21 protein-coding genes and 1 pseudogene are annotated in these 24759 nt (G+C 70.8%); 16 read left to right on the plus strand and 6 right to left on the minus strand.

Features of this window, described 5'->3' with window-relative positions; genetic code table 11:
- Nucleotides 1–412: 412 nt before the first annotated feature.
- The 5 genes from LR393_RS34290 to LR393_RS34310 all read left to right on the plus strand — a co-directional run bounded on the left by LR393_RS34290 (nucleotide 413) and on the right by LR393_RS34310 (nucleotide 6164).
- The gene (locus LR393_RS34290) at nucleotides 413–1141 is read left to right on the plus strand and encodes an excalibur calcium-binding domain-containing protein (RefSeq protein WP_231489394.1); all 729 of its coding nucleotides are present in this window, start codon (nucleotides 413–415) and stop codon (nucleotides 1139–1141) included.
- 419 nt (nucleotides 1142–1560) lie between these two features.
- The gene (locus LR393_RS34295) at nucleotides 1561–2406 is read left to right on the plus strand and encodes a tetratricopeptide repeat protein (protein WP_231489395.1); all 846 of its coding nucleotides are present in this window, start codon (nucleotides 1561–1563) and stop codon (nucleotides 2404–2406) included.
- A gap of 205 nt (nucleotides 2407–2611) precedes the next feature.
- Nucleotides 2612–4081, plus strand: a complete 1470-nt coding sequence (locus LR393_RS34300; protein WP_231489396.1) for a YihY/virulence factor BrkB family protein — start codon at nucleotides 2612–2614, stop codon at nucleotides 4079–4081.
- A 627-nt stretch (nucleotides 4082–4708) separates the two neighbouring features.
- The gene (locus tag LR393_RS34305; protein WP_331283016.1) at nucleotides 4709–5002 is read left to right on the plus strand and encodes a protealysin inhibitor emfourin; all 294 of its coding nucleotides are present in this window, start codon (nucleotides 4709–4711) and stop codon (nucleotides 5000–5002) included.
- Between the two features lie 22 nt (nucleotides 5003–5024).
- Entirely contained in the window at nucleotides 5025–6164 is a 1140-nt protein-coding gene (locus LR393_RS34310; RefSeq protein WP_231489398.1) for a M4 family metallopeptidase, read from the plus strand.
- 376 nt (nucleotides 6165–6540) lie between these two features.
- Here LR393_RS34310 and LR393_RS36825 read toward each other — a convergent pair whose 3' ends face one another.
- Nucleotides 6541–7374, minus strand: a complete 834-nt coding sequence (locus LR393_RS36825) for a D-Ala-D-Ala carboxypeptidase family metallohydrolase (protein ID WP_231489399.1) — start codon at nucleotides 7372–7374, stop codon at nucleotides 6541–6543.
- A gap of 239 nt (nucleotides 7375–7613) precedes the next feature.
- On the opposite strand from LR393_RS36825, the gene LR393_RS34320 reads away from it, so the two are divergent.
- The 8 genes from LR393_RS34320 (at nucleotide 7614) to cydC (ending at nucleotide 17618) form a co-directional block, all read left to right on the plus strand.
- The gene (locus LR393_RS34320; protein WP_231489400.1) at nucleotides 7614–8924 is read left to right on the plus strand and encodes an ABC transporter substrate-binding protein; all 1311 of its coding nucleotides are present in this window, start codon (nucleotides 7614–7616) and stop codon (nucleotides 8922–8924) included.
- The gene (locus LR393_RS34325) at nucleotides 8921–9718 is read left to right on the plus strand and encodes an ABC transporter permease (RefSeq protein WP_231489401.1); all 798 of its coding nucleotides are present in this window, start codon (nucleotides 8921–8923) and stop codon (nucleotides 9716–9718) included. Before LR393_RS34320 ends, LR393_RS34325 begins: the two co-directional genes overlap by 4 nt.
- Nucleotides 9715–10470: an ABC transporter ATP-binding protein gene (locus LR393_RS34330; RefSeq protein WP_231489402.1), complete on the plus strand. Its 756-nt coding sequence runs from the start codon at nucleotides 9715–9717 to the stop codon at nucleotides 10468–10470. Before LR393_RS34325 ends, LR393_RS34330 begins: the two co-directional genes overlap by 4 nt.
- Nucleotides 10471–10483: 13 nt before the next feature.
- Nucleotides 10484–11347: an ABC transporter permease gene (locus tag LR393_RS34335; RefSeq protein ID WP_231489403.1), complete on the plus strand. Its 864-nt coding sequence runs from the start codon at nucleotides 10484–10486 to the stop codon at nucleotides 11345–11347.
- Nucleotides 11348–11415: 68 nt separating this feature from the next.
- Nucleotides 11416–12882 carry a cytochrome ubiquinol oxidase subunit I gene (locus LR393_RS34340; protein ID WP_231489404.1) on the plus strand — a complete coding sequence of 489 codons (1467 nt, stop codon included), beginning with the start codon at nucleotides 11416–11418 and terminating at the stop codon, nucleotides 12880–12882.
- Nucleotides 12883–12898: 16 nt separating this feature from the next.
- Nucleotides 12899–13948, plus strand: a complete 1050-nt coding sequence (gene cydB, locus LR393_RS34345; protein WP_231489405.1) for a cytochrome d ubiquinol oxidase subunit II — start codon at nucleotides 12899–12901, stop codon at nucleotides 13946–13948.
- Entirely contained in the window at nucleotides 13948–15624 is a 1677-nt protein-coding gene (gene cydD / locus LR393_RS34350) for a thiol reductant ABC exporter subunit CydD (RefSeq protein WP_231489406.1), read from the plus strand. The genes cydB and cydD overlap by 1 nt, the downstream gene beginning before the upstream one ends.
- On the plus strand, nucleotides 15621–17618 hold the full coding sequence (cydC, locus tag LR393_RS34355; protein WP_231489407.1) for a thiol reductant ABC exporter subunit CydC: 1998 nt from the start codon (nucleotides 15621–15623) through the stop codon (nucleotides 17616–17618). Before cydD ends, cydC begins: the two co-directional genes overlap by 4 nt.
- A gap of 90 nt (nucleotides 17619–17708) precedes the next feature.
- Here the strand turns inward: cydC and LR393_RS34360 are convergent, their stop codons facing one another.
- On the minus strand, nucleotides 17709–17873 hold the full coding sequence (locus tag LR393_RS34360; protein ID WP_231489408.1) for a hypothetical protein: 165 nt from the start codon (nucleotides 17871–17873) through the stop codon (nucleotides 17709–17711).
- Nucleotides 17874–18023: 150 nt separating this feature from the next.
- Here LR393_RS34360 and LR393_RS34365 point away from each other — a divergent pair, with 150 nt between their 5' ends.
- Together LR393_RS34365 and LR393_RS34370 are read left to right on the plus strand one after the other, a co-directional pair.
- Nucleotides 18024–18869, plus strand: a complete 846-nt coding sequence (locus LR393_RS34365) for an SAM-dependent methyltransferase (protein ID WP_231489409.1) — start codon at nucleotides 18024–18026, stop codon at nucleotides 18867–18869.
- Between the two features lie 53 nt (nucleotides 18870–18922).
- Complete coding sequence (locus LR393_RS34370) at nucleotides 18923–19207, plus strand: hypothetical protein (RefSeq protein ID WP_231489410.1); 285 nt, start codon at nucleotides 18923–18925, stop codon at nucleotides 19205–19207.
- Here LR393_RS34370 and LR393_RS34375 read toward each other — a convergent pair.
- From LR393_RS34375 to LR393_RS34385, 3 genes are read right to left on the minus strand one after another with little or no spacing between them, the layout of a single operon-like run.
- Complete coding sequence (locus LR393_RS34375; RefSeq protein WP_231489411.1) at nucleotides 19204–19356, minus strand: hypothetical protein; 153 nt, start codon at nucleotides 19354–19356, stop codon at nucleotides 19204–19206. The two genes, LR393_RS34370 and LR393_RS34375, sit on opposite strands and share 4 nt — an antisense overlap.
- A gap of 52 nt (nucleotides 19357–19408) precedes the next feature.
- A complete protein-coding gene (pntB, locus tag LR393_RS34380) occupies nucleotides 19409–20833 on the minus strand; it encodes a Re/Si-specific NAD(P)(+) transhydrogenase subunit beta (protein ID WP_231489412.1) in 1425 nt (474 codons plus the stop codon).
- A 5-nt stretch (nucleotides 20834–20838) separates the two neighbouring features.
- On the minus strand, nucleotides 20839–22398 hold the full coding sequence (locus LR393_RS34385) for a Re/Si-specific NAD(P)(+) transhydrogenase subunit alpha (RefSeq protein WP_231489413.1): 1560 nt from the start codon (nucleotides 22396–22398) through the stop codon (nucleotides 20839–20841).
- Between the two features lie 256 nt (nucleotides 22399–22654).
- On the opposite strand from LR393_RS34385, the pseudogene LR393_RS34390 reads away from it, so the two are divergent.
- A pseudogene (locus LR393_RS34390) lies at nucleotides 22655–23398 on the plus strand (NAD(P)-dependent oxidoreductase).
- Here LR393_RS34390 and LR393_RS34395 read toward each other — a convergent pair.
- Nucleotides 23329–24339 (minus strand): LLM class flavin-dependent oxidoreductase, encoded by a 1011-nt coding sequence (locus LR393_RS34395; RefSeq protein WP_231489414.1) that lies wholly within the window; start codon nucleotides 24337–24339, stop codon nucleotides 23329–23331. The pseudogene LR393_RS34390 and the gene LR393_RS34395 overlap by 70 nt on opposite strands.
- Between the last annotated feature and the right edge of the window lie 420 nt (nucleotides 24340–24759).

Consider the following 24759-nt stretch of genomic DNA (forward strand, 5'->3'; position numbering starts at 1 on the left):
CCCGGACCCCGGACCCCGGACCCCGGACCCCGGACCCCGGACCCCGGACCCCGGACCCCTTTCTCGGACCCCGGACCCCTTTCGCGGCCTGGGCCCGCGGCGGGGGCGGGGCGCCGTCACTTGCCGCGGGTCTGGCCGAAACCCGCTGCTAGGGGCGGGAAGCTGTCCGATGAGGGCGCGTCGCGCCGGTCGCGGGAGGTCGTGACGGGTCGGGTGGGCGACGGTGGCTTCGGGTGGCCCGGTGGGTTCTGAGGGGCTGTGTCCCGAAGTGTCATCGGCCTCTTGGTGGGTGTGGTTGTCGGTAGAAGGGGCCGTTCCTGGGGCGGGGTATTCGTCCTGGGGCGGTCGGTCCCTAGCGTGAGTCATGGAGCGCCGAGGGCTGTTCGGTGCCTGCCGACGGACGGAGGGCGCCATGGTCGAGGGGTGGAGTTTCAACCCGCCACCGCACTGGCCGAGGCCTCCTCGCGGCTGGATGCCCCCGGCCGGCTGGCTGCCGCACCGGGACTGGGGTCCGGTGCCGCCGGGATGGCAGCTCTGGGTCCCCACGCCGCCGTCCCGTCGCACCCGGCCGGTCGGGCCGGTCGGACCGGTTCTGCTCGGCTCCTTCGGCACGGTCGCGGCGATCGCGCTCGCCGTCTGCGCGGCCCTCTGGTTGTCGCGGATGTCCGGCGACGCCCCGGCGTCCGGCCGGTTGTCCGGTGCCGGTGAGCAGGGGCGGGGTGATTCCGCAGGGGCCCCGGCCCCCGGGGCCTCCACCTCCGGGGTGCCCGGTCTTCCACCGGACCGCCGTGCGGCCGGGAGGCTGACGCCGTCGGTGCCCACGTCGTCCTCTGCTGGTGCGCCCCTCACCGCCGCCTCGGCGCCCCGTTACCGCAGCTGTGACGCGCTCACCGCCGTGTATCCACAGGGTGTGGGCCTGCCCGGCGCCGTGGACCGGCCCGGTGCCTACCGCGACGTCCAGCGCCCCGCCGGTGCACTCGCGCCGACACTGTCCGGGGCCGGTCGGAGGCCGCCCGGCGAGCCTGCCGTCGTGACGACCCCGGCCTATCCCGCAGTGACCGACTTCGGTCGCAGCACAGCACTTTACGGTGCCAATCAGCCACTCGACACGGATCGGGACGGAATCGCCTGCGAGCGGTGACGTGAAGTAGGTGATTGTCCATAGTTGCCTTGGTCGGTGTCGGGATGGCTGACGGTGTCGACGATTTGCCGACACGCCGGGGGTGCGTCGATACGACCCGCGAGTTATCCACAGATCGTGGTTCCACTGGCGGAGATGCCGGGTCGGGCGCCTAGTATCTGAGGAGCCGGATTTCGCGTGGCGGTGAAAACTGCTGCGAGGCAGGAGGTCAGCGTGCAGAAACCCGTAAGAAGTTGATGGAGGGCGCGAAGGTGGCCTGTGCCGGGGAGGTCCGGATCGGGTTGGTTGTGCGGCATCTGACTACTTCGGTCCTGCTTGTTGGCACGAATGCTGTTCTGCCGGAGCGTGTCAGGGGTCACGCTTGTCTTTTGGCCCGGCCGGCCGAACACGGTAACGACGGTAACGAAGGAGCCCCCCCGATGACTCAGTCCGCCAGTACCAGCGCATGCGGCGACCCCGTTGAACCCGAAGCCCTCGTCCGCGCCGGGTGTGCGGCCGCCGACCGTGGTCACATCCGCGAGGCGCTGCGCCTCTTCGGTGCCGCCGCGCTCCACGGCGACGGCGCGGCCCAGCTGAACCTGGGCAACACGTACATGCAGCTCGGTCGCCGGGCCGACGCGTTGGAGGCGTTCGGCGCCGCGCTGGCGGCGGGAGAGCCGGGGGCGGCGTACAGCCTGGGGCGGGCGCTGGAAGACCTGGGCGACGTGGACGCGGCGTTCGAGGCCTACCGGCAGGCGTGGGCCGAGGGCGATGCCAAGGGGGCGATCGGCGCCAGCTGGATCCTCGGCGACCGCGGAAACCGCATCGAGTCCTTCGAGCTGCTGCGTGAGGCCGTCGGGCGGGGCAGCGACCTGGCGGCCGGGGTGCTCGGGGTGCGGCTGTGGGAGGAGGAGCGGGCGCGGGAGGCCGAAGGGCTGCTCGTGCGGGCGCTGAACCTGTATCCGCCGACCCGCCCGCCGCTGGCCGAGATGTACCTGGAGCAGGGGCGCGCCGCCGAGGCGCTCGCGGTGCTGCGGCAGGGCACGCAGGCCCTGGAGGTCGAGTGCTTCCTGCCGATGGGCAACCTGCTCTACGAGGTGGCCGACAACTCCGAGGCGGCCGAGGCCGCGTACCGCATGGGCCTGAGCCTGGGTGATGCGAACTGCCGGCTGAACCTGGCCCTGCTGCTGCGCGCCACCCATCGTGAGGAGGAAGGCCTGGCCCTCTTGCTGGCCGCGGTGGAGGCAGGCGACGAGCTGGCCCGCCAGCACATGGAGATGGAGTAGGGCAGACTTCCTCGGCCGTCCGGGCAAAAGCTGTCATACGCGGCCGTCGGCGTGCCATTGCTCCTGCGTACCGGCATGCTGGTAGCCCTGGCAGCGGGCGGCACGCGCCCATCGGGAGGGGCGTGACGAACGGGTGTCGGTGACGAGGCGGGCCACACGGCGGGCGACGAGAGGTGCCAAGCGTGCCGGGCGCCAGGCGGAAAGGGTGCACGACCGTCTGGATCGGTTCCAGCAGAAGCACCCCGTCGTCGGGTTCCCGCTGGCCGTGATCTACAAGTTCTTCGACGACCAGGGCGGTTACCTGGCGGCCCTGATCACTTACTACGGCTTCCTGTCGGTGTTCCCGCTGCTGCTGTTGCTCGCGTCGGTGCTCGGTTTCATCCTCCAGGACAATCCGACGCTGCAGAAAGAGATTCTCGACTCGGCCCTGCGCCAGTTCCCGGTCATCGGCGACCAGCTCGGTGACCCGACGGGACTGCGGGGCAGCGCCACGGCGGTGGCGATCGGTCTGGCCGGTTCGCTCTACGGTGCGCTGGGTATCGCCAACGCGACCCAGAACGCGATGAACACGATGTGGGCGGTGCCGCGCAACCGGCGCCCGAACCCGATCGCGGCCCGCCTGCGCAGCCTGTTCCTGCTGGCCGTCGGTGGTCTGACCTTCATCATCACCGGCAGCCTGGGCGGGATCGGAACCAACGTCAACGGGTTCGCCGACTTCATCAACTTCAACGAGGTGCTGCGCCTGGTCTCTGGGCTGACCGGCATCACGCTCATCGCCGTCTTCTTCATGTTCCTGTTCCGCTGGGGCACCACGCGCAAGCTCAGCCGGCTCGACGTACTTCCGGGCGCCATCGCCGCGGCCATCGTGTGGCAGATGCTGCAGCAGTTCGGAACGGTCTACGTGGGCAGCGTCGTGCGGCACGCCGACGCGACGAACGGTGTGTTCGCCATCGTGCTGGGCCTGATCGCCTGGATCTACCTGGCCGTGGTGTCACTGCTGATCTGTGCCGAGGCCAATGTGGTGCGGGTGCGGCATCTGTACCCGCGCACCCTGCTCACGCCCTTCACCGACGACGTCGACCTGACCGAGGCCGACCAGCGGGCCTACCGCAGCTACGCCCGGGCCCAGCGCACGAAAGACTTCGAGTGGGTCGACGTGGGCTTCGAGAACGACGGGCAGAACGCCACGGCCCGCCGCCGTCGGCGCCTGGCCCGCTCGCAGGCCAAGGAGGCGTTGCGGGCCCAGGACGCGCAGGAGTCACCGGCGGTCCGCGAGATGCGTGAGTCACCGGGCGCGCAGGGGTTTCCGGAGTCGGAAGGTGCGAGGGCACCCGAGACATCGCGGCCGTCCGGCGGTCCGGGAGCCGCTGATGGCCCGAAGGCGACGAACGACCCGATGGGGCAGGGGCGTTCACTGGGGGCACGCGATCCGATGGATGCGCGGGGGTCGGATGCCTCAGGAACAGTGGACGAGGTGCTGTCCGGGGACGAGTCGGCGCCCGATGATCGGGTGGCACGGGGTAGGGGAGCGACGCCGACGACTCGCCCGGTGGGTAAGGCCGGGGAATCAGGGGTTCCGGTCGTGCACGGTTCTGAGGAATCCGTCGTCACCGGCGCTCCGGGAGTACCGGAGGCCCGCGACCCGCATGAGCCCGGAGTAGCGCGCCGGGACTGAAGGGTCGGGCAGGCGTGCTGCGTGGACGGGTCGTGCTGCGTGGACTGGTCGTGCTGGGCTGACTGGTCGTGCTGGGCTGACTGGTCGTGCTGGGCTGACTGGTCGTGCTGGGCTGACTGGTCGCGCCGCGCGGACCAGGCGTTCACGCGCGAATTGGGTGGGGCGGACGGACCGGATCGCCAGGGACGCCTGGCGGACAAGCGCTCTGGAGCGTGGCAGGCCGATGGGGCAGTCGGCGTCGTCTGACGTGGTCCGACGTCGTCTGGCGTGGTCTGCCATTGACGGCATCGCTCAGCTGAGCTGGCCGGTTGAGGTGTCTTTCCCGGCGGAACCCCATGAGCGTTGTGTACACATGGTTCACCTGGTACCAGGTGAACCATGTGTACACAACGCTCATGGGGTTCGCCCGCTCATCGCCGGTCAGGCTCGGGGTGCGTCGCGGACCGAGGCGCCGGGCGGGGCATCGCTCCGGAGGGCGCTTGCCTGGCGACGAACGGCGCGCATTCCGCACCGATCGCGGGGATCATGGTGGTGCCCCATCACGGCGAGGGGATGTCAATGCCTTCGACGTCGGCTGAAAAACTCGTCAAAACTGTCCGTTCCGACTGAATCAGCGGGTGTGTCTCGATGATCCTCACCTTGTACCGCAGTGGCGGTTTCGCAGCCGTCGCACAGCCAGAAGTGTCGGTGGACACGAGTACGCTTCCGAAAGACGAGGCCGACCATGTGGAGTCGGCGGTCCGGGAAGCACGGGTCGCCGAGCTCGCGGGGCAGCCTGCGGCCGTGCCGGGGGCGGGCGACCGCTTCGTCTATGAACTGACCGTCCACGAAGGAAACACCCGTCACACCGTGAAGGTCACCGAGCCCTTCGCAGACCCGGCGCTGGGCACGTTGATCGATCTGCTGTCGTCCTACTCGTAAGAGCCTCAGGGGGAGCGCACAGATGAACACGTCAGAACGAGCCGTCGCCAGTCTTGGCCTGCACCATGTCCTTCCGCCGTACATGCTGGAACATCTGGCCGAGAACGGGCCGGAGCGGCTGCGCGAGGCCGCCCGCGCCGATCTCGCCGTCGACCGGCAGTTGCGTTCCGCCCGGGCCGCCCGGCCGATCGCCCGGTACGGCACCGCCGCCGAGGCTGCCGACACCACGCCGAACCGCACCGTCTACGACGCGAAGAACCGCCGTCAGCTCCCCGGGGTCGAGGTGCTGCGAGAGGGCGGTCAGCCGGTCTCCGACATCGCCGTCACCGAGGCCTACGACGGCTTGGGCGCCACCTTCACGTTCTGGTGGGAGGTGTTCGGGCGCAACTCGATCGACGGCAACGGGCTGCCGCTCGATGCCAGCGTCCACTATGGCCGCGACTACGACAACGCCTTCTGGGACGGGCAGCAGATGGTCTTCGGTGACGGCGACGGCACGCTGTTCAACCGGTTCACCGTCTCGCTCGACGTGATCGGGCACGAGCTTGCCCACGGGGTCACCGGTGCGGTGCGCGACCTGGTGTACGAGGGGCAGTCAGGCGCGCTCAACGAGTCGATGTCCGACGTGTTCGGCAGCCTGGTCAAGCAGTACGCGGCCCATCAGACCGCGGAAGAGGCCGACTGGCTCATCGGCGCCGGCCTGCTGGCGGCCGGGGTTCAGGGCACAGCCCTGCGTTCGATGAAGGCCCCGGGCACGGCCTACGACGATCCGAACCTGGGCAAGGACCCACAGCCCGCCACCATGACCGACTTCGTCGAGATGACCGACGACAACGGTGGCGTGCACGTGAACTCGGGCATCCCGAACCGGGCGTTCTACCTGTCCGCCATCGGTTTCGGCGGGTACGCGTGGGAGCAGGCCGGCCGGATCTGGTTCGAGGCGCTGTCCGGTCCTGGCCTCAGCACCGCCGCCACCTTCACCGAGTTCGCCGCCGCCACCGTGGCCCAGGCCAACACCCTGTTCGGCCCCGAGGCCGGCGCGGTGGTCGCGGATGCCTGGGGTCAGGTGGCGGTCGAGGTGGTCGTCGAACTCCCGGAAGGCGACGACCCCGTAGTGGACGTCACGCAGACGGAGTCGGGAGCGGAAGCGGGAGCCGAGTAGGCCGGGGCCTGGCGGGACGTGGGCCTGGCGGGACGTGGGCCTGACGGGAGGCGGGGCCGGACGGGAGGCGGGGCCGGACGGGAGGCGGGGCCGGACGGGAGGCGGGGCCGGGATCTCAGATCTCGGCCCCGCCCCGGACCGCATGAGTCGGACCGCATGAGTCGGACCGCATGAGTCGGACCGCATGAGTCGGACCGCATGAGTCGGACCGCATGAGTCGGACCGCATGAGTCGGACCGCATGAGTCGGACCGCATGAGTCGGACCGCATGAGCCGCACCGGACGAGAGAGCCTGAAAACCCCCGTCCTGAGACCAGAACGCGCCGGACACCCGCCCCGGCGAATGTGTGTCCAGCGCGTCGAACGAGCGTGCGATTCAGGGGTGGTACCAGGTCGCCGGCTCGGCCGGGCTGCCCTGGCGCAGGTCCACGTGCTGCACGTTGCCGTCGGCGCGGTGAACGCCGATACCCGTGTAGAGGTCCATATCCTTGATCCGGCCCAGCGACACGGTGTGGGGGATGTCGATGGCGTCACCCTTGAGGTGCCGCGACGACGTGGCTCCGCCCACCGCCCGGTTGTGTCCGGTGCAGCGGCACCACGACAGCGGGACCAGACCGTTCGGGAAGTACGCCGCCCGCAGTTCCTCGGCGGCGATCACCGACAGGCGGGTCGGCCAGATCCTCCGGCAGTCGGCGTAGTGACCGCCGCACGGGCACTGGGTCTCGGTGAAGGAGAAGCGCGGTGACATGGTCGGACGTCCGTCGAGGCTGCGCTGGTACGACTCGTCGATGGCCTGGCTGGCTCGCGGCCCCATGATGCTGTTGGCCACGCTGCCCTCCATCAGCGAGGGGCCGAGCCGGAACCAGCCGGTCTTGAACGCCCGCACCGCCTGGTCGCGCTCGCCGGTGGTACGGATGCGGAAACCGATGGCCCGCAGGCGCCGCGTCAGCTCGGTCCCGGTGAGCGTGGCCGATGCCGCGCGAAGGGTACGGGGCGCGACGACGGGGCCCGCGGCGTCGTCCGGCAAGCCCTTCTCCAGCCCCAGAGTGTCACCGGAGAGGTCGGAACGGGGCGAGAGCGGGTTGCGGCCATTCGCGTCCGGGCTGTCCTCGGCGATCGGGGCCGGGCTCTGAGCCGAAGTCTGAGCCGGCTCGGAACGCACGAGCCGGAGCGTGTCGTCCGTGGTCATGGTGGCGTCATCGGGGGTCACACCGGACATGATTCGAGACCATCACCCCGCCCGCAACGTAGGTAACGGGATTCTTCGCCGTGAATGGACTGTGAGTATTACGTATCACCGTGTGTCATCGAGTGGTACGCGAGTGCGGGTGAATCGGTCCATCAAGGTGTGCGGACAAGATCCCCGTCCGGTCGTTGTCGTCGTCCTCCATCGACGGGGCCGGAGGTCGGGTGCTGTAGTGGGCACCGGTAACCGACGCAGGGAGATCAGTGAACATCCTCAGCCGCCGTGCGGTCCTGGCCGCCTGGGCCGCCAGTACGGCCGGAGTGCTCGCCGCGTGCGCCCAGGCGCCCTCGACGACGGGATCGGCGGCGACCTTCACCCCGTCGTCCGACCTGGCGACCCCCGGCAGCACCGTTCCCCAGGTGTCGGTCAAGGCCGCCTTCCCGCCGTGGGGTGACGAGCTGCTCGGGGTGGCGGGCATCGACGACGGCTACTACAAGGCGGTCGGCATCACCATCACGCCGGAGCCCTACGGCGCCCAGCAGGACCTGCTGATGAACCTCACCCCGCTGATCAACGGCCAGGTCGAGCTGGGCGGGGGATATCTGCCCTCGATCGCGAACCAGATCGACAACGTGCAGAACGTGGTCGGGTTCGCCGTCAGCGACGTCAGTTACGTGTACCGCATCGTCGCGCCGACCGGTCGGTACAAGACCGTCGCGCAGGAGATGACGGCCGGGGCCACCTTCGCCGATGCCCTGACCACGGTGATGGCGCAGCTCAAGGGCCAGAAACTGATCTGTGTCGAGGGCGGCAGCCCACTGTTCCGCAACACTGTGGCGAAGGCGGCCGGGCTCGACCTGGAGAAAGACGTCGACATCGAGTTCCTGGCCAACCCCGACCTGGTGAAGGCCGGGTTCGCGGGCAAGGCCGACTTCCTCTCCCCGTCGTCCGCGGGATTCGTGGTGCAGCTGCAGCAGAAGGGCTGGGAACCGCTGGTCGACCTGCGCCAGGTGATCGACAACCTGCCCTCCGACGACACCCTTCCGCTGCGCTTCACCTACTCCGGCCTGGTCACGACCACCGACTACGCGCAGGACAACTTCGAGACCCTGTTGCGCTTCACCAGCGTGATCTACCGGCTGATCGACGAGATGGAGGCCGATCCGGAGGCCACCGCCGCGAAGTTCGTCGACTACCTGAACAGCTACACCGGCACCGACCTGACGGCGAAGGAACTGGCCGGGAGCTTCGACGACATCTACTCGCTACGCACTTTCGACCGGGCCACCGAGTTCTACACCGATCAGAGTGACCCGTTCTTCTACGAGAGCGTGGCCACCGCCAATCTCGCTGTGCTGGGTGAGCAGGGCGTGATCGAGAAGGGCCACACCCCTGACGAACTCAGCATCGCCGGCCAGGTCTACGCCGCCCTGGCGCGCTATCGCCAGGAAGCCGACAAGGCCCTGGCCGCCGCTCCCGACAGCGACCTGAAGCAGCAGGCGCAGAACCATTACGACGCCCGCAACTACCTCGACGCCTACCGCTTCGCGGCCACGGCGGCCGGCCGGAATTGAGGACGACGCCGAGCCTCCGGATCGCGGCGATCCTCTGGGGGGCGGCCGGTTTCGCCGGTCTCTGGGCACTGTGGGAGCTCGCGGCCTTCGGCGTCGCGAACGACGCGGTGCTCCCGGGCCCCCGCGTGGTGCTCTGGCAGTTCGAGCGGCACGCCGGCGGGGACCGGGGCCTGGAGTTCCTCGGCGTCGAGCACTCCTCGTACGGCATCAATCTGGCCTGGACCGTCGGCACCGCGGGGCTGGGCTGGCTGATCGGGAGCGCCCTGGGGGTTGCCGCCGGGCTGGGCGCCGCGCGCCGGCAGTGGCTGCGGGACGTCACCGAGCCCGTGCTGTTCGTCTTCGGGGCCGTGCCGGTACTGGTCGTGGCGCCCCTGCTGCTGGTCTGGCTGGGCGCCGGGCCGGTGGGCAAGCTGACCCTGGTGACCTTCTACTGCTTCGTCGTGGTCGCGGTCGTCGCCCAGTCGGCGGCGCTCAACCTTCCTCCGGCCGTGGAGGAGTACGCGGCCACCCTGGGCCTCGACGCCGCCGCCCGGTTCCGCGCGGTGGTCCTGCCCGCCGCCCTTCCGGCGATCGTGGCCGTGCTGCGCCTGGCCCTGGCCACGGGTATCAGCCTTCAGGCGGGCGCCGAACTGCTCGGACCCCGGGTCGGCATGGGCCGTCTCATCTCCCTGCGGGCCCAGCAGGGCAACGTCGGTGAGGTACTGTCCCTGTCCATCACCCTCGGTCTGGTGGCCGTACTGCTGGACACGGCCGTCCGCGCCGCGGTGGCCCCGGCATTGAGGTGGCAGGGATGAGCCGGCCGACCGGCCTGGAAGTGCGCTCCCTCACCGTGACCTACGGCTCGGGCCCGAAGGCCGTCACCCCGCTGCACGACCTCGACCTCGACGTGCCCCGCGGCCAGTTCCTCTGCGTGCTCGGGCCTTCCGGCCAGGGCAAGAGCACCCTGCTGCGCTGTCTGGCCGGGCTGCTCGCCCCGACCGCGGGCACGATCACGGCCCTGGGCGAACCGGTCACCGGGCCGAGTGCCACCCGCGGCATGGTCTTTCAGCAGGACGCGATTCCCGGCTGGCTGCGCGTCGCCGACAACGTCGCGCTCGGCCCCCGCAACCGCCGGCTGCCCGAGAGCCAGTGGCGTCCCCGCGTGGACCACTTCGTCGAGGCCGTCGGACTCCGCGGCCGCGAACGCGCCTGGCCCCGCGAACTGTCCGGCGGCATGCGCAAAAGAGTCGCGGTGGCAGCGGTTTTCGCCAACGACCCGGACATCCTGCTGATGGACGAGCCCTTCGCCTCCCTCGACCACCTGACCCGCCAGGGCCTGCACCGGACCCTCCTGACCCTCTGGCAGGAAACGGGAAAGACCATCGTGTTCGTCACCCACGACGTCGACGAGGCCCTCGCGCTCGCCGACCGCGTCGTGGTGATCGCCGGCGGGGGAGTACGGGCGGACGCCGTGGTCCCCTTCCCCCGCCCCCGCACCGACGACCTGCGCATGGACGCGACGGCCAACGCCCTGCGCACGAACCTGCTCCACCACCTGGGCGTCTGATGCGTCGTCCCGCATGATCACGAACAAGGTGTGGGGCGTTCGCCTGAGGACGCGCGCCCGCGGGCGCGCGCTGGTCGCCGGAAGTCTGGCCGGGCTCGTCCTCTGGCAGGTTCTCGCCGTGATCGTCGGTGCCGTGACCACCCAGGGGGCGCACGTCGTCCCCCCGCTCCCGACGATCTTCACCAGTGGCATCACCGGGCTGAGCCATTTCTACAAGGGCGGTCTCGGCCCGGCCACCACGATCGAGGGCGCGCCCGACTCGCCAGGACTGGCGGCGCTCGCCGTCGGGCAGAACGGCCTGGTGACCTGGGGCCGGTTCTGGGCCGGGTACCTGCTGGCGGTCGGCCTGGGCCTGCCCGCCGGGCTGCTCGTGGCGGGGGCCCGGCCGGTGCGCCACGCCGTGGGAGGGGTGGCCGGGTTGTTGCGGATGCTGCCGCTGCTGGCGATGGCTCCGCTGTTCACGTTGTGGTTCGGGGCGACCGGCCGGGCCGGCGTGCTCTTCGTGACGTTCGGCGCCTTCTGGGTGGTGCTGCTGGCCACCTCGAACGCCGTGGCCAATCTGCCCGCCCACGTCACCGACTACCCGCGCACGCTCGGGCTGGGACCCGTGCGGCTGCGTACCCGGGTCGTTCTCCCGGCGATCCTGCCCCAGCTGCGGGGAGCGCTGATGCTGGCGGCCGGTACCGCCTGGGCCTGCGTCCTGGCCTCCGAGCTGTACGGCATCCAGTCCGGCCTGGGCTGGGCCCTGAACCAGACCCTGGTCTACTCGCTCGTCGATCAGATGATCGTGCTGGCGCTGCTCTTCGCGGGACTTTCGCTGGCCTCGTTACGCTTGATCGATGCGGTGACCGGCCACCTGACCCGATGGACTGAGTAGTACCGGCCCTGCCCGCGCGGGACCTATGTCACTACAGGTGACCCTCGACCGGCGGGCAGGGTGGCACCATGGACGCCCTCGACCTGGCCCGATGGCAGTTCGGTGTCACCACCGTCTACCACTTCATCTTCGTTCCCCTGACCATCGGCCTGGCCCCGATGGTCGCGATCATGCAGACCCTGTGGGTCCGCACCGACGACGAGCGCTGGCTGCGCATGACGAAGTTCTTCGGGAAGCTCTTCCTGATCAACTTCGCGATCGGCGTCGTCACCGGCATCGTGCAGGAGTTCCAGTTCGGCATGAACTGGAGCGAGTACTCACGTTTCGTCGGTGACGTGTTCGGCGCGCCCCTCGCGATGGAGGGCCTGCTCGCCTTCTTCCTGGAGTCCACGTTCATCGGCGCCTGGATCTTCGGGTGGGACCGCCTGCCCCGCAAGATCCACCTGGCCTGCATCTGGCTGGCCGCGCTGGGTGTGAACCTCTCCGCGTTCTTCATCCTCTCGGCCAACTCGTTCATGCAGCACCCGGTCGGCGTGGAGCTCAACGCCGAGTCGGGTCGCGCCGAGCTGACGAGCATCGGCGACCTGCTGACGAACAGCACGGTGCTGTGGGCCTTCCCGCACCAGATCACGGCGGCGTTCATGACCGCGGCGACGTTCGTCGCGGGCATCGCCGGCTGGTGGATGGTCAAGGCCCGGTTCCAGGCCGAGGCCGACCTCGCCGAGGACCAGGGCGTCAGGCACCCCGGGGTGGAGCTGTACCGCCCCGTCTTCCGGCTCGCCTGCGTGGTGCTGCTGCTCGCGGGGGTCGGCGTCGCCTTCACCGGTGACGGCCAGGCCAAGCTGATGTACAAGCAGCAGCCCATGAAGATGGCGGCCGCCGAGGGCCTGTGCGACACCGAGACCGGCGCCGGATTCAGCCTGTTCGCGATCGGCAACCCGGGCCCCGGGCACTGTGACGTGACCACCGTGTCGATCCCGTACATCTACTCGTTCATGGCCACGGGCGACTTCAACGCCGAGGTCAAGGGCGTCAACGACCTTCAGGCCGAGTACTCCGAGAAGTACGGCGACGGCACCGACTACGTGCCGGTGCTGGCATCCACCTACTGGAACTTCCGCTTCATGATCCTGTGCGGCGTCATCGCCGCCGCCTTCGGCGCGATCGGCCTGTTCGCCACCCGCGGCGGCCGCACCCCCGGCCGCTGGTTCGGCCGGTTCGCGCTGATCGCGATCCCGATGCCGTTCCTGGCCAACCTGACCGGCTGGGTGTTCACCGAGATGGGCCGTCAGCCCTGGGTGGTCGCGCCCAACCCGACCGGCGACCCGGCGATCCGGATGCTCACATCCGAGGGCGTCTCCACGGTGGGCCCCTGGTCGGTCGGCACCTCGCTGGTCGTGTTCACCCTGCTGTACGGATCGCTCGCGGTGGTCTGGTTCGGGCTGATCCGCCGGTACACCGCGGCGGGCGCCCCCGAGGTCGAGGCTGGATCCGACCACGACGACGCCGACCGCCCGCTCAGCTTCGCCTACTGAAATACGGAGTCCTGTCGTGGATCTCGTCACCTTCTGGTTCATCCTCATCACCGTCTTATGGGTCGTCTACTTCGTCCTCGAGGGATTCGACTTCGGTGTCGGCATGCTGCTGCCCTTCCTCGGGAGGAACGACACCGAGCGCCGCGTCCTGATCAACACCATCGCCCCGGTCTGGGACGGCAACGAGGTCTGGCTGATCACCGCCGGTGCCGCCATCTTCGCGGCCTTCCCGGAGTGGTACGCCACCCTGTTCTCCGGCTTCTACCTGCCCCTGCTGCTGATCCTGGCCGGCCTCATCGCCCGCGGGGTGGCGTTCGAGTACCGCGGCACGATCGAGAGCGACAAGTGGCGCCGCACCTGGGACGGCGCGATCATCTTCGGCTCCGTGGTGCCCGCCCTGCTGTGGGGCGTGGCCTTCGCCAACATCATCGCGGGCGTGCCGATCGACGCCGACAAGCAGTTCACCGGAAACCTTCTCACCCTGCTCAACCCGTACGGCCTGCTCGGCGGCCTGACCACCCTGCTGCTGTTCGCCTTCCACGGCGCACTCTTCCTGGGCCTGCGCACCGAGGGTGAGATCCGCACCCGGGCCATCGATCTGGGTGCCAAGCTGGCCCTGCCGACGATCGCCGTGGCCGCGGTGTTCGCGGTCTGGACCCAGCTGGCCCACGGCCGGGCCTGGACCTGGGCGATGGTCGTGATCGCCGCGCTGGCCCTGATCAACGCCGGGTACTGCGCCCTGAAGCACAAGGAGGGGCTGGGTTTCGCGAGCACCAGCGTCGCCACCGTTGCGGCGATCGTGCTGCTGTTCGGCTCGCTGTTCCCCGACGTGATGCCCTCGTCCACCAGCACCGCGTTCTCGCTGACCATCCACAACGCCTCGTCCACGCACTACACGCTGGTCGTGATGAGCTGGGTGGCCTGCCTGATGACGCCGGTCGTGATCCTCTACCAGGCCTGGACCTACTGGGTCTTCCGGCACCGCATCGGCGTCGCGAAGATCCCGCCGGGTCACGGCCTGCCCTGGGACACCAAGAAGGCAACCACCACGGAAGCTGCTGTCTGATGCGCCCGCTCGATCCCCGGCTGCTGCGCCAGGCCCGCGCGGCCCGGCTCTACGTCGGCCTGACCACCGGTCTGGGGGTGGCGACCACCGCGCTCCTCGTGGTGCAGTCGCTGCTCCTGGCCCACATCGTCGCCGGTGTCGCCACGGACGGACTGTCCTTCACCGACGTCCGCCCGCAGGTCGTCGGGCTGGGGATCGTGCTGGCCCTGCGGGCCGTGCTCGCCGGGGTGCAGGAGCGCTTCGGGCACCGCGCCGCCACCGCGGTCGTGCGTCAGTTGCGGGAGCGGCTGATCGGGCACGCCGTCCGCACCCCGGAGGCGGCCGGTGCGGATCTCGCCCTGCTCGCCACCCGCGGTCTGGACGCCCTCGACGGCTACCTGACCCGTTACCTGCCGCAGCTGCTGCTGGCATCCACCCTGACCCCGGCCGTGCTGGTCGTGGTCGGGTGGGAGGACCGGCTCGCCGGCCTCACCATTCTTCTCACCCTGCCGCTGATCCCGTTCTTCATGGCCCTGATCGGCATGGCCACCCAGGACGCCTCCGACCGCAGCCTGCTGTCGTTGCAGCGCCTGGGCACACAGGTGCTCGACCTGATCGCGGGCCTGCCCACGCTGCGGGCGCTCGGCACGGCCGGCGCCCAGCGCGAGCGGGTGCGCGCCGCCGGTGACGCCCACCGCCGCGCCACGATGAAAACCCTTCGTACCGCCTTTCTCTCGGCCCTGGCGCTGGAGATCCTGGTGACGTTGTCGGTGGCCCTGGTGGCGGTCGGCATCGGCCTGCGCCTGGTGCACGGCACGCTCGACCTCCAGACCGGCCTGGCCGTGCTGCTGCTGGCCCCCGAGGTCTACGCCCCGCTGCGCGCGGTCGGCACCCAGTTCCACGCCAGCCAGGACGGTCTGGCCGCGGCCCAGCAGGCGTTCGACGTGCTGGAACGTCCCGTCGCCGGGCGTGGCACCACGCCCGCGCCCGACCTGACCCGCGCCACCCTCCTGTTCGACGGCGTCACCGTGCAGCATCCCGGTGTCCCCGTCGCCACCCCCGGGAACCTCACCGCCTCCGTACGTCCCGGCGAGGTCGTCGCGCTCACCGGGCCCAGCGGCTGCGGCAAGAGCAGCGCCGTCGCGGTCCTGCTGGGCCTGCGGGAGCCCACCTCGGGGGCGGTGCGGCTGCCGGGTTCGCTGAAGCTCGCCGACGTCGAGCCGGAGAGCTGGTGGAACCAGATCGCCTGGTGCCCGCAGCATCCGGTGATCGTCCCCGGCACCCTCGACGAGAACGTCCGCCTGTTGTGCCCTTCGGCCACCGATGCGCAGGTGGCGCGGGCCGCGGCGGTCACCGGCCTTGAGGACGTGGTGCGCACCGTTCCCGGTGGGTGGCACTCCCGGGTGGGTCAGGGTGGCACCGGCCTGTCGGCCGGTCAGCGTCAGCGCCTGGCCCTCACCCGGCTGCTGCTGAGCGAGGCCCCGCTGGTCGTGCTCGACGAGCCGACCGCCCACCTCGACGCGGGGTCGGAACAGGCCGTGCTGGCCCTGCTGCGGGAGCTGCGCAGCCGGGGCCGCACCGTCGTGATGGTGGCCCACCGCCCGGCGCTGGTCGCCGCGGCCGACCGCACGATCGACGTCAGTGGAAACGTTTCGCCCGGTCTGGAAACCGGCTCGCAGATGGGAGTCCCGGCATGACCGGCGAGAAGAGCGAGGGCCGGGTCGGCCCGCGGGACCAGGCCGCCCGGACCGGTGCCGCGGCCGGTGACCGGGCTGGGGGGCCGGCCGGCCCGAGCGGCGGCCGGGCCGGGGAGCCGGCCGGCCCGAGCGGCGGCCTGACCGGCCCCGCCGCGCTGCTCGGAGTGCTCGGCCAGATGCGTCCCGACCCGTGGCGGCTCCTGCTCGGTGCCGTGACCGGGGCGGCCGCCGTCTCCTGCTCGATCGCCCTGCTCGGGGTCTCCGGCTGGCTGATCACCCGGGCCGCGCAGCAGCCGCCCATCCTCTTCCTGATGGTCGCCATCGTCGGGGTGCGGGCGTTCGGGATCGGCCGCGGCGTGCTGCGGTACGCCGAGCGGCTGATCTCCCACGACGTGGCCCTGCGGGGCGTGGTGCGGCTGCGCGAGATCCTGTTCGCCCGGCTCGCCGCGGCCGACCAGACCGTCGCGGCCGGCCTGAAGCGCGGCGATCTGCTCGCCCGCCTCGGCGCCGACGTGGACGAGCTCGGCGACGTGATCGTACGCGGTGTGCTGCCCTTCTTCACCGCGCTGATCACGGCGGCCGCCTCGGTGGTGGCGCTCTGGATGATCCTGCCCGAGGCCGGGATGATCCTGGCGGCAACGACTCTCATGGCCATCGTCGCCGTGCCCTACGTGGCCGGAATCGGTGGGCGGCGCGACGTGATCGGCACCGCACAGGCACGGACCAAGATGTCGGAGAACGTGCTGGCCCTCTTCGACAACCTGCCGGAACTGACGGTCAGCGGCCGCACCGCCGAGCAGGTGGCGCAGATCGCCCGCAGCGACGACCGGCTGTCCGCCGGCCTGGACCGGGCCGCCCGCCCGGCCGCCGGGGCCGCCGGGCTCGGCTCGGCCGTGATGTCGGCGGCCGTGCTCGGCTGCCTGGTCGTCGGCACGCAGGCCGTGGCCGACGGGCGCATCCGTGAGGTCGCCCTCGCCGTGCTGACTTTCGTGCCCCTGGCGCTGGCCGAGGTGGTCGCGGTGCTGCCCGCCGCGGCCGTCAGCCTGGTGCGTGCCGCGCAGGCGGCGCGCCGGGTGGCCCCGATGCTGGAGGCCCCCGTCCCGGACGGGCGGCGCACCCTGGAGGTGCAGGCCCGCCCGGTGCCGATCGGCGGTCTCCCGGCGAGCCGGGGACTGCGCGTGGTGCGGGAGCTGCCCGGGCTGCACCTGCGCGCGCAGAACCTGGCCGCGGGCTGGCCCGGACGCGAACCGGCCGTGCGCGGCGTCGATCTCGACCTGGCGCCCGGCCGCCGGATCGCCGTGGTCGGGCCGAGCGGGCAGGGCAAGAGCACGCTGCTGCGCACCCTGGCGGGTCTGCTGCCCGCGGCGCAGGGGCACATGCTGATGGACGGCACCGACGTCGGCGACGGCATCGACCTGGCCGACGTGCACACCCGCAGCCTGCGCGCCCTGGTGCACCTGACGGCGGACGACTCCCACGTCTTCGGCACCACGGTGCGCGAGAACCTGCGCGTGGCCAAGAAGGACGCGAGTGACGAGGACCTGGTCGAGGCCCTGGGCCGGGCCGGTCTGGGGGAGTGGATCGAGGGGCTGACCGACGGGGCGTCGGGCACCGGCCTCGACGTGGTGGTCGGTGACCCGGCCGGACCCGGTCAGGGCGCGGGCACCCATCTGCTCTCGGGCGGGATCCGGCGCCGGCTGCTGCTGGCCCGGGCGTTCGTCAGCGGTGCCCCGGTGCTGCTGGTGGACGAGCCCGCCGAGCACCTCGACCCGGCCACCGCAGACGACCTGGTCGCCGAGGTCCTGGGATCATCCCGGGCCGGGCAGACCGCGGTGGTCGTCACCCACCGGCTCTCCCCGCTGGCCCTGGCCGACGAGGTGCTGGTGGTCGACCACGGCTCGGTCGTGGCCCGGGGCACGCACGACGAGCTGATCGCGACCTACCCGCCCTACCGCAGCGCCTGGGCGGCGGAGCGCAGCGAACAGGCCGCCTGACGCCCTGGGTCCTGTCCTGCGGATCATCGCCTACTGCGGGGCGCCCGGTGGGCCGTCCGGACGCGTCCGGCGTGATCCGCAGGACAGGCCCTAGAAGTCGCGGAACAGCTCGTCTTTTGGGTTGCGGCGCGGGCGGGGGATCAGGGGGTGGTCGATGACCTTGGCCCGGGCCAGCTTCTTCGCGGCCTCCTGGGCCTCGGCGATGGTCCGGCCCAGGTGGTCGAGCCGGTCCTGAAGTTCCTGGACGTCTTTCATGTGCCCTCCCCGGCGAAGCTCCCGTGCAGCCCTCGTCCAGCAGAGTGCGCCCGTCCCGGCGGGTTGTCGAGACGGGTTCCCCCACCCGCGCTAGAGTCCATTTCGGGCTGTATGACGGAATTCAGGGCTGCGATCAGGGGAGAGACCGGCATGGAGGAGCACCCGGACTGGGCGCCCGGCAACATCGATCTGACCACGCCGTCGGCGGCGCGGGTCTACGACTACTTCCTCGGTGGGGCGCACAATTTCGCGCCCGACCGGGAGATGGCCCGCCGCATCCTCGAGCTGCACCCCTCGGCCGAGACGAATGCCCAGGCCAACCGGGCGTTCCTGCACCGGGCCGTGCGCTACCTGGTGCAGCAGGGCATCCGCCAGTTCGTCGACCTCGGCTCGGGCATCCCGACCGTGGGCAACGTGCACGAGATCGCCCAGCGTGAGGCTCCTGATGCTCGTGTGGTCTACGTGGACCTCGACCCCATCGCGGTCGCCCACAGCGAGCTGATCCTGCACGACGTCGGCAACGCCACGGTGATCAACGCCGACCTGCGCAACCCGCACGACGTGCTGAGCGACCCGCGCCTGACGGGGCTCATCGACTTCTCCGAACCGGTCGCGTTCCTGATGGTGGCCGTGCTGCACTTCATCCCCGAGTCCGACCGGCCGGAAGAGGCGATCGCCGCCTACCACCGCGTCGCGGCGCCCGGCAGCCACCTGGTGCTCTCGCACGGCTACGACGCCCGTCTCGACCAGGTGCCCGGGGCCGGGAGCCTGGACGAGAAGCTCGAGGGCAAGGGCCAGGAGGTGCTCGGCGTCTACCGTTCGGCCAACCCGATCACGGTGCGCACGCGGGGCCGGGTGCAGGAGCTCCTGGACGGCTGGCCGCTGGTCGACCCGGGCCTGGTCTGGGTGCCGCAATGGCGTCCGGACTGGCCCGACGAGGTCGGCGTGGACCCCTCGTCCAGTTATGTGATCGCCGGCGTCGGGCGTAAGCCTTAGCCCGTCCGGATGGCTGCGGTTGAGACTGCGGGGCCCGTGATTACCGTGTGGTCATGGTCACTATCGAGGATCACATCCTGAGCAAGGCCCGCGAGTTCGACAATATCGGCGATTGGCCGCAGCCGTTCGGGGCGTTCATCCCGCCGGGCGGTTCCGAGGCCCGCACCGAGAAGGCGATCCGGGACATGCAGAAGCGGGGCCAGCTGGCCGTGCTCGGTTTCGAGGCCGAGGGCATGCCCCGGGTGGACGTCGTGGCGGGTTTCGGTCCGCGGATCCCGCACCACAACGGCCCTGGGCCGGGCGAGCCGGCCCAGAGCCACCGCGCCCAGGTCCTCTAATCGTCCTTGCACGCATGGAGGATCTGATAGGCCTCCGCGAAGGTCTTGACCGCCGTGGAGTTGGAACCGCCCAGTGAACTCGGGGTGGAGGCCTGACGATTCATCGCCTCCAGCAGTTCCTGCATGACCTCTTCGCGGGTGATCGCCATCAAACGCTCCCTGCTCGTCGGGGATGCTGCGAGAACCCAGACTAAGTCGACATCACAGGGCCCGCACGATCTCCTCGACCCGCTGCCGCGCGTCGCCGAAGAGCATCTGGGTGTTCTCCCGGAAGAACAGCGGGTTCTGCACGCCGGCGTACCCGGCGGCCATGGAGCGCTTGAACACGATGACGTTCTGCGCGTCCCACACCCTCAGCACCGGCATGCCGGCGATGGGGCTGCCGGGATCGTCCAGGGCCGCCGGGTTCACCGTGTCGTTCGCCCCGATGACGAGTACCACCGAGGTGGACGCGAAGTCGTCGTTGATCTCGTCCATCTCGAGAACGATGTCGTAGGGCACCTTCGCGTCGGCCAGCAGCACGTTCATGTGCCCGGGCAGGCGCCCCGCGACCGGATGGATGCCGAACCGCACCTCGATGTCGCGGTCCCGCAGCCGCCGGGTCAGGTCGGCCACACCCGCCTGGGCCTGCGCCACCGCCATGCCGTAGCCCGGCGTGATGATGACTGACCGCGCCTCCTTGAGCAGCTGCACGGCGTCCTCGACCAGGACCTCGCGGTGCTCGCCGTAGTCGCGGCTGTCGGGAAGGGCTGCCTGGCTGCCGAATCCGCCGGCGATGACCGACAGGAACGACCGGTTCATCGCCTGGCACATGATGTACGACAGGTACGCGCCGGAAGATCCGACCAGGGCGCCGGTGACGATCAGCAGGTTGTTGTTCAGCAGGAACCCCGACGCGGCAGCCGCCCAGCCGGAGTACGAGTTCAGCATCGACACCACGACCGGCATGTCCCCGCCGCCGATCGAGGCGACCAGGTGCCAGCCCAGGGCCAGGGCGATCACGGTGACGGCGATCAGAAGAGGCAAACTGGGGGACGCGGTGAACGCCACCGTCAGTGCCCCGAAAGATACCAGTGCGCCGATGTTCAGGGCATTCTTGCCGGGCAGGGTCAGGGGTGCCGAGCGGATGCGTCCGGCCAGTTTTCCGTAGGCCACGATCGACCCGGTGAAGGTCACCGCACCGATGAAGACCCCGATGAAGACCTCGGCGTGGTGGATGGTCAGGAGGTCGGCGGCGACCTCGGTCTGCGCGGCGCCGGCGTGCTCGACCTGGAGATAACCGTTCCAGCCCACCAGCACCGCGGCCAGGCCGACGAAACTGTGCAGCACGGCGATAAGTTCGGGCATCGCCGTCATCTCGACGCGGCGGGCCCGGGACAACCCGGTCACGGCGCCCCCGGCCACCGCCACGACCGTCAGCAGGACCCCGGTGACGGCTTTCCCGGAGCCCAGGTCGAGGCGGTCGAGGGCGAGCCCGGCGGTGGCGATCAGGGCCAGGCCCATGCCGATGATCCCGGACAGCGCTCCGGAGCGCGAGGTCTCGTGCCGGGAGAGACCGGCCAGACTGAGGACGAACAGCAGGGCGGCGACGATGTAGGCGGCCTGGGCGGCGCTTTCGGCGGTCATCGGGATCAGCCTTTCGAGAACATGCCGAGCATGCGCCGGGTCACGGCGAAGCCGCCGAAGATGTTGACGGAGGCCAGGAACACGGCGAGGGCCGCGAGCACCGTGACGAGCAGGTCTTCGTGGCCGATCTGGAGCAGCGCGCCGACCACGATGATGCCGGAGATCGCGTTCGTCACCGACATCAGCGGGGTGTGCAGGGCGTGGTGCACCTTGCCGATCACGTAGTAGCCGATCACCACGGCCAGGGCGAAGACCGTGAGGTTGCCGATCAGCTGGGCCGGGGAGAAGGCGGCCAGGAGGAAGACCAGCATGCCCACCACGCCGACGGTGGCGTAGGTGCGGGCCGGTCCCCGGGGCGAAGGTGCTTTCACCTCAACGGGTTGTGGTGCGGCTGCGGCTGTGGGCGCCGCCGAGACCGGGACGGGCGGTGGCGGCCAGGTCAGGGTCCCGTCGTGCACCACGGTCATCGACCGCTGCACCACGTCGTCGAGGTCGAGCACCAGCTGCCCGTCCCGGCCGGGGGTGAGCAGCTTCATCAGGTTGACGAGGTTGGTACCGAAGAGCTGCGAGGCCTGGGTCGGCAGGCGCCCGGCCAGATCGGTGTAACCGATGATCCGGACGCCGTTCCCGGTGACGACCACCTCCCCGGCCCGGGTCCCCTCCACGTTGCCGCCCTGCGCGGCGGCCATGTCCACGATCACGCTGCCGGGCCGCATCGACGCGACGTGCGCGGCGGTGAGCAGGCGGGGCGCGGGTCGGCCGGGGATCAGGGCCGTCGTGATGACGATGTCGACGTCGGCGGCCTGCTCGGCGTAGAGCTGCTCGGCCCGCGCGTCGTAGTCGGGGGAGGTCGTGCGGGCGTAACCGTCGCTACTGCGGCGACCGTCCGCGTCCTCTGCTGGCACCGGCAGGAAGGTTCCCCCGAGCGAACCGACCTGTTCCGCGACCTCGGGCCGCGGGTCGGTGGCGCGCACGACCGCGCCCAGACTGCTGGCCGTGCCGATCGCGGCCAGCCCCGCCACCCCGGCCCCGGCCACGAGCACCTTCGCCGGGGGGACCTTGCCCGCCGCTGTCACCTGACCGGTGAAGAACCGGCCGAAGAGGTTGGCGGCCTCGATGACGGCCCGGTACCCGGCGATGTTGGCCATCGAGCTGAGCACGTCCAGCGACTGCGCGCGGCTGATGCGGGGCACGGCGTCCATGGCCAGCACGGTGAGGTGCCGGGTGGAGAGCTGCTCGAGCAGGGTGGGATTCAGCGCCGGGGCGATCAGCGACACCAGGGTGGCGCCCTCGCGCAGCCGGGCGATCTCCTGCGTGGTGGGGGCGTTGACCTTGAGAACGAGGTCGGCGTCCCAGGCCTGGGCCCGCGGCGTCACCCGGGCCCCGGCCCGGGCGAAGGCCTCGTCGGTGAAGGAGGACAGGGCGCCGGCCCCGGCCTCCAGGAGCACGTCGTAGCCGAGCGCGACGAGCTGCTCGACGGTCTTGGGGGTGGCGGCGACCCGGGTCTCGCCGGGGGAGGACTCGGCGACGACCCCGATGCGCAGCGGGGGCGGGGTTTCAGACACAGGCAGATCCGATCATCGGCGATCAGCGACACCTCAGTAGTACAAGGATCACCAGATGTTCAGAAGGTGCGGAATGCCCCCGGCTGTGAGCTGGGCCGCCCGGCTTCCCCTGGGCCGAAAGTCCATGGCTGTGCCTGCGCCGGGGGTGGGCGGGCAAACCGCAGGTCCCGGACGAGTCCGCAGTTCCCCACCCGGGATGCGGTGGACGACGGGCACGATGGCACCGTCCGGACCGTGCGATCTCGCTTGAGCAGTAGTGGTCGCGGACCACCGGAGGCGCCCGTGGAACTCGCCGTCGTCAGCGCCACCGGAGGAGCCGGCCGGGTCCCGGCCGGACCTGGCGGTCGCGGCGGGGCACGAGGTCACCGCCGTCGTCCGGGACCCGGGCAAACTCACGGCCGTCCGGAAGGCCGTGCGGGTCGATCTGAGTGGCCCGGCGCCGGAGCTCGAGGCCGCGGTCACGAGTGTGGACGCGGTGCTCTCCGGTCCCGGTCCCCGCACCCGGGCGGACGCCGGGGTCGTGTCCCGGGGCCCGCGGGTGGTGGTCGCGGCTCTGCAGGCCGCCGGCGCGCAGCGGCCGGTCGTGGTCAGCGCCGCCGATCGCCCCCTTCGCCACCCCGGGCCGCCCGTACCCGCCGCCCCGGCACGACCCGGGTGACGCTCCTGCGACCCGGTACCTGCTCGCCCCCTGATCCGCCGGATCCTGCGCGAGCACTACGCGGACCTGGCCGTGATGGAGGAGGACCTGCGCGACAGCGGGCTCGACCGGACGCCGGTGCGTCCCCCGCGTCGCACGGACGGCCCGCTCACCGGGACCTACCGCACCGCTCTGGACCAGATCGTCCGGGGCGGGCTGTCGATCTCCCGGGCCGACGTGGCGCACCTGATGCTCGCCACGGTGCACCACACGGTGGGTGTGGCTACTGAAACTCAGCCCCGGGGAGCCCATCCCAGGGCCGGGCCGAGCTTCGTGGCCATGTCGGTGAGGATCTGCACGTAGTCGTCGTGCTCGAAGCTGAACGGCAGCGCGAACGCGACCTCGTCGATCTGCGCGTAGGCCGCGTGCGCGTGCAGCTGCTGCGCGATCTGCTCGCTCGTGCCGATGAGGTCAGGGGCGAACAGGATCTGCGCCGGGCCCTGCGGCTGCGTCGTGCGCGGCGTGCGCCGGTCCACGTACGCCTGGTACTTCGCCACCTGCTCGGGCGTCGCCGAGTCGGTCGGGATCACCACGAGACCCTGTGACACGCGAGCCTTCTCGCCCAGCGGATGGGCTGCGCGGAAGGCCTGCACGTGGCTCAGCTGGATCTGCGCGAAGTCCGGCGCCGCATTCTCGGCCTTCACCACGCTGCTGGTCAGGAAGTTCATGCCGTTCTCGCCCGCCCACCGGGCCGAGCCCAGGCTGCCACCGCCGTACCAGAGCCGCTCGCTCAGCCCCGCGGCGTGCGGCTGCACGTGGTCGGAGAACTCCTCGAATGCCCGCGCGCCGCTGAAGTCGGAGGCCTTCTCGCCGCGGATGAACCCGAGTAGCCGCTTCACCCGTTCGTACGAGAAGTCTTCCACGTCAGCGGTGTCCGGATAGAGCGCGTCTTTCACCGTGTCGTAGGACATTGGCGGGCCCACACTCAGCCCGGGGTTCAGCCGGCCGCCGGAGAGGATGTCGACCGTGGCCCAGTCCTCGGCCAGGCGCAGAGGGTTTTCCCAGCCCAGCGGCGTGACGGCGGTGCCCAGCTCGATGCGGCTGGTCCGCTGTGAGGCGGCGGCCAGCACGGCGACCGGGGAGGAGATACCGAACTGCAGGTGCCGGTGCCGCAGCCAGGCGCTGTCGAACCCGAGCTGCTCACCGAGCTCGATGATCCGCAACGTCGACTCGTGACCGGCCCGCGGGTCGGCCTCGTCGAACAGCCCGATCGTCAGGAATCCCATCCTCTGCAGAGCTCGCATAGTTGATTGTTGCACTACTTCTGGCGGGGTGGCCGGTCATGGAGGCGATCGCGCGGAGTTGTCGCGGTGCCGTTGCGGTGTCGTTTCGGGATCGTGCGCATTCGTTGCGGTTCCGGCGCAAGAAATGCACGCAATCCGGAGGGGTGCGATAACAGGCCGTGGCGTGCGGGCGAGGGGTGCGGGGATGTGGTGTGGGGAGTGGTGCGGGATGTGGTGTGGGGATACAGGGGAGTGAGGTGCGGAGGATTGGAGAGTGGGAATGGGGGAGTGAGGGGGCGAGGGGGTGGGGGAGTGAGGGGGTGAGTGAGTGAGGGGGTGAGGGAGTGAGGGAGTGAGGGGGGGAGTGGGGGAGGGGGGGAGTGAGGGGGGGAGGGGGGGGGGGGGGGGGGGTGGGGGGGGGGGGGGGAGGGGGGGGGGGAG

This window comes from Kineosporia mesophila, from assembly GCF_021129235.1.
Taxonomy (GTDB): Bacteria; Actinomycetota; Actinomycetes; order Actinomycetales; family Kineosporiaceae; genus Kineosporia; species Kineosporia mesophila.

Excerpts from the sequence above, each read along its gene's own strand:
- LR393_RS34290 (WP_231489394.1), top strand. The coding sequence starts at position 413 with ATGGTCGAGGGGTGGAGTTTCAACCCGCCACCGCACTGGCCGAGGCCT.
- LR393_RS34295 (WP_231489395.1), top strand. The coding sequence starts at position 1,561 with ATGACTCAGTCCGCCAGTACCAGCGCATGCGGCGACCCCGTTGAACCC.
- LR393_RS34305 (WP_331283016.1), top strand. The coding sequence starts at position 4,709 with ATGATCCTCACCTTGTACCGCAGTGGCGGTTTCGCAGCCGTCGCACAG.
- LR393_RS34310 (WP_231489398.1), top strand. The coding sequence starts at position 5,025 with ATGAACACGTCAGAACGAGCCGTCGCCAGTCTTGGCCTGCACCATGTC.
- LR393_RS34330 (WP_231489402.1), top strand. The coding sequence starts at position 9,715 with ATGAGCCGGCCGACCGGCCTGGAAGTGCGCTCCCTCACCGTGACCTAC.
- LR393_RS34335 (WP_231489403.1), top strand. The coding sequence starts at position 10,484 with ATGATCACGAACAAGGTGTGGGGCGTTCGCCTGAGGACGCGCGCCCGC.
- LR393_RS34340 (WP_231489404.1), top strand. The coding sequence starts at position 11,416 with ATGGACGCCCTCGACCTGGCCCGATGGCAGTTCGGTGTCACCACCGTC.
- cydD (WP_231489406.1), top strand. The coding sequence starts at position 13,948 with ATGCGCCCGCTCGATCCCCGGCTGCTGCGCCAGGCCCGCGCGGCCCGG.
- cydC (WP_231489407.1), top strand. The coding sequence starts at position 15,621 with ATGACCGGCGAGAAGAGCGAGGGCCGGGTCGGCCCGCGGGACCAGGCC.
- LR393_RS34360 (WP_231489408.1), bottom strand. The coding sequence starts at position 17,873 with ATGAAAGACGTCCAGGAACTTCAGGACCGGCTCGACCACCTGGGCCGG.
- LR393_RS34365 (WP_231489409.1), top strand. The coding sequence starts at position 18,024 with ATGGAGGAGCACCCGGACTGGGCGCCCGGCAACATCGATCTGACCACG.
- LR393_RS34370 (WP_231489410.1), top strand. The coding sequence starts at position 18,923 with ATGGTCACTATCGAGGATCACATCCTGAGCAAGGCCCGCGAGTTCGAC.
- LR393_RS34375 (WP_231489411.1), bottom strand. The coding sequence starts at position 19,356 with ATGGCGATCACCCGCGAAGAGGTCATGCAGGAACTGCTGGAGGCGATG.
- pntB (WP_231489412.1), bottom strand. The coding sequence starts at position 20,833 with ATGACCGCCGAAAGCGCCGCCCAGGCCGCCTACATCGTCGCCGCCCTG.
- LR393_RS34395 (WP_231489414.1), bottom strand. The coding sequence starts at position 24,339 with ATGCGAGCTCTGCAGAGGATGGGATTCCTGACGATCGGGCTGTTCGAC.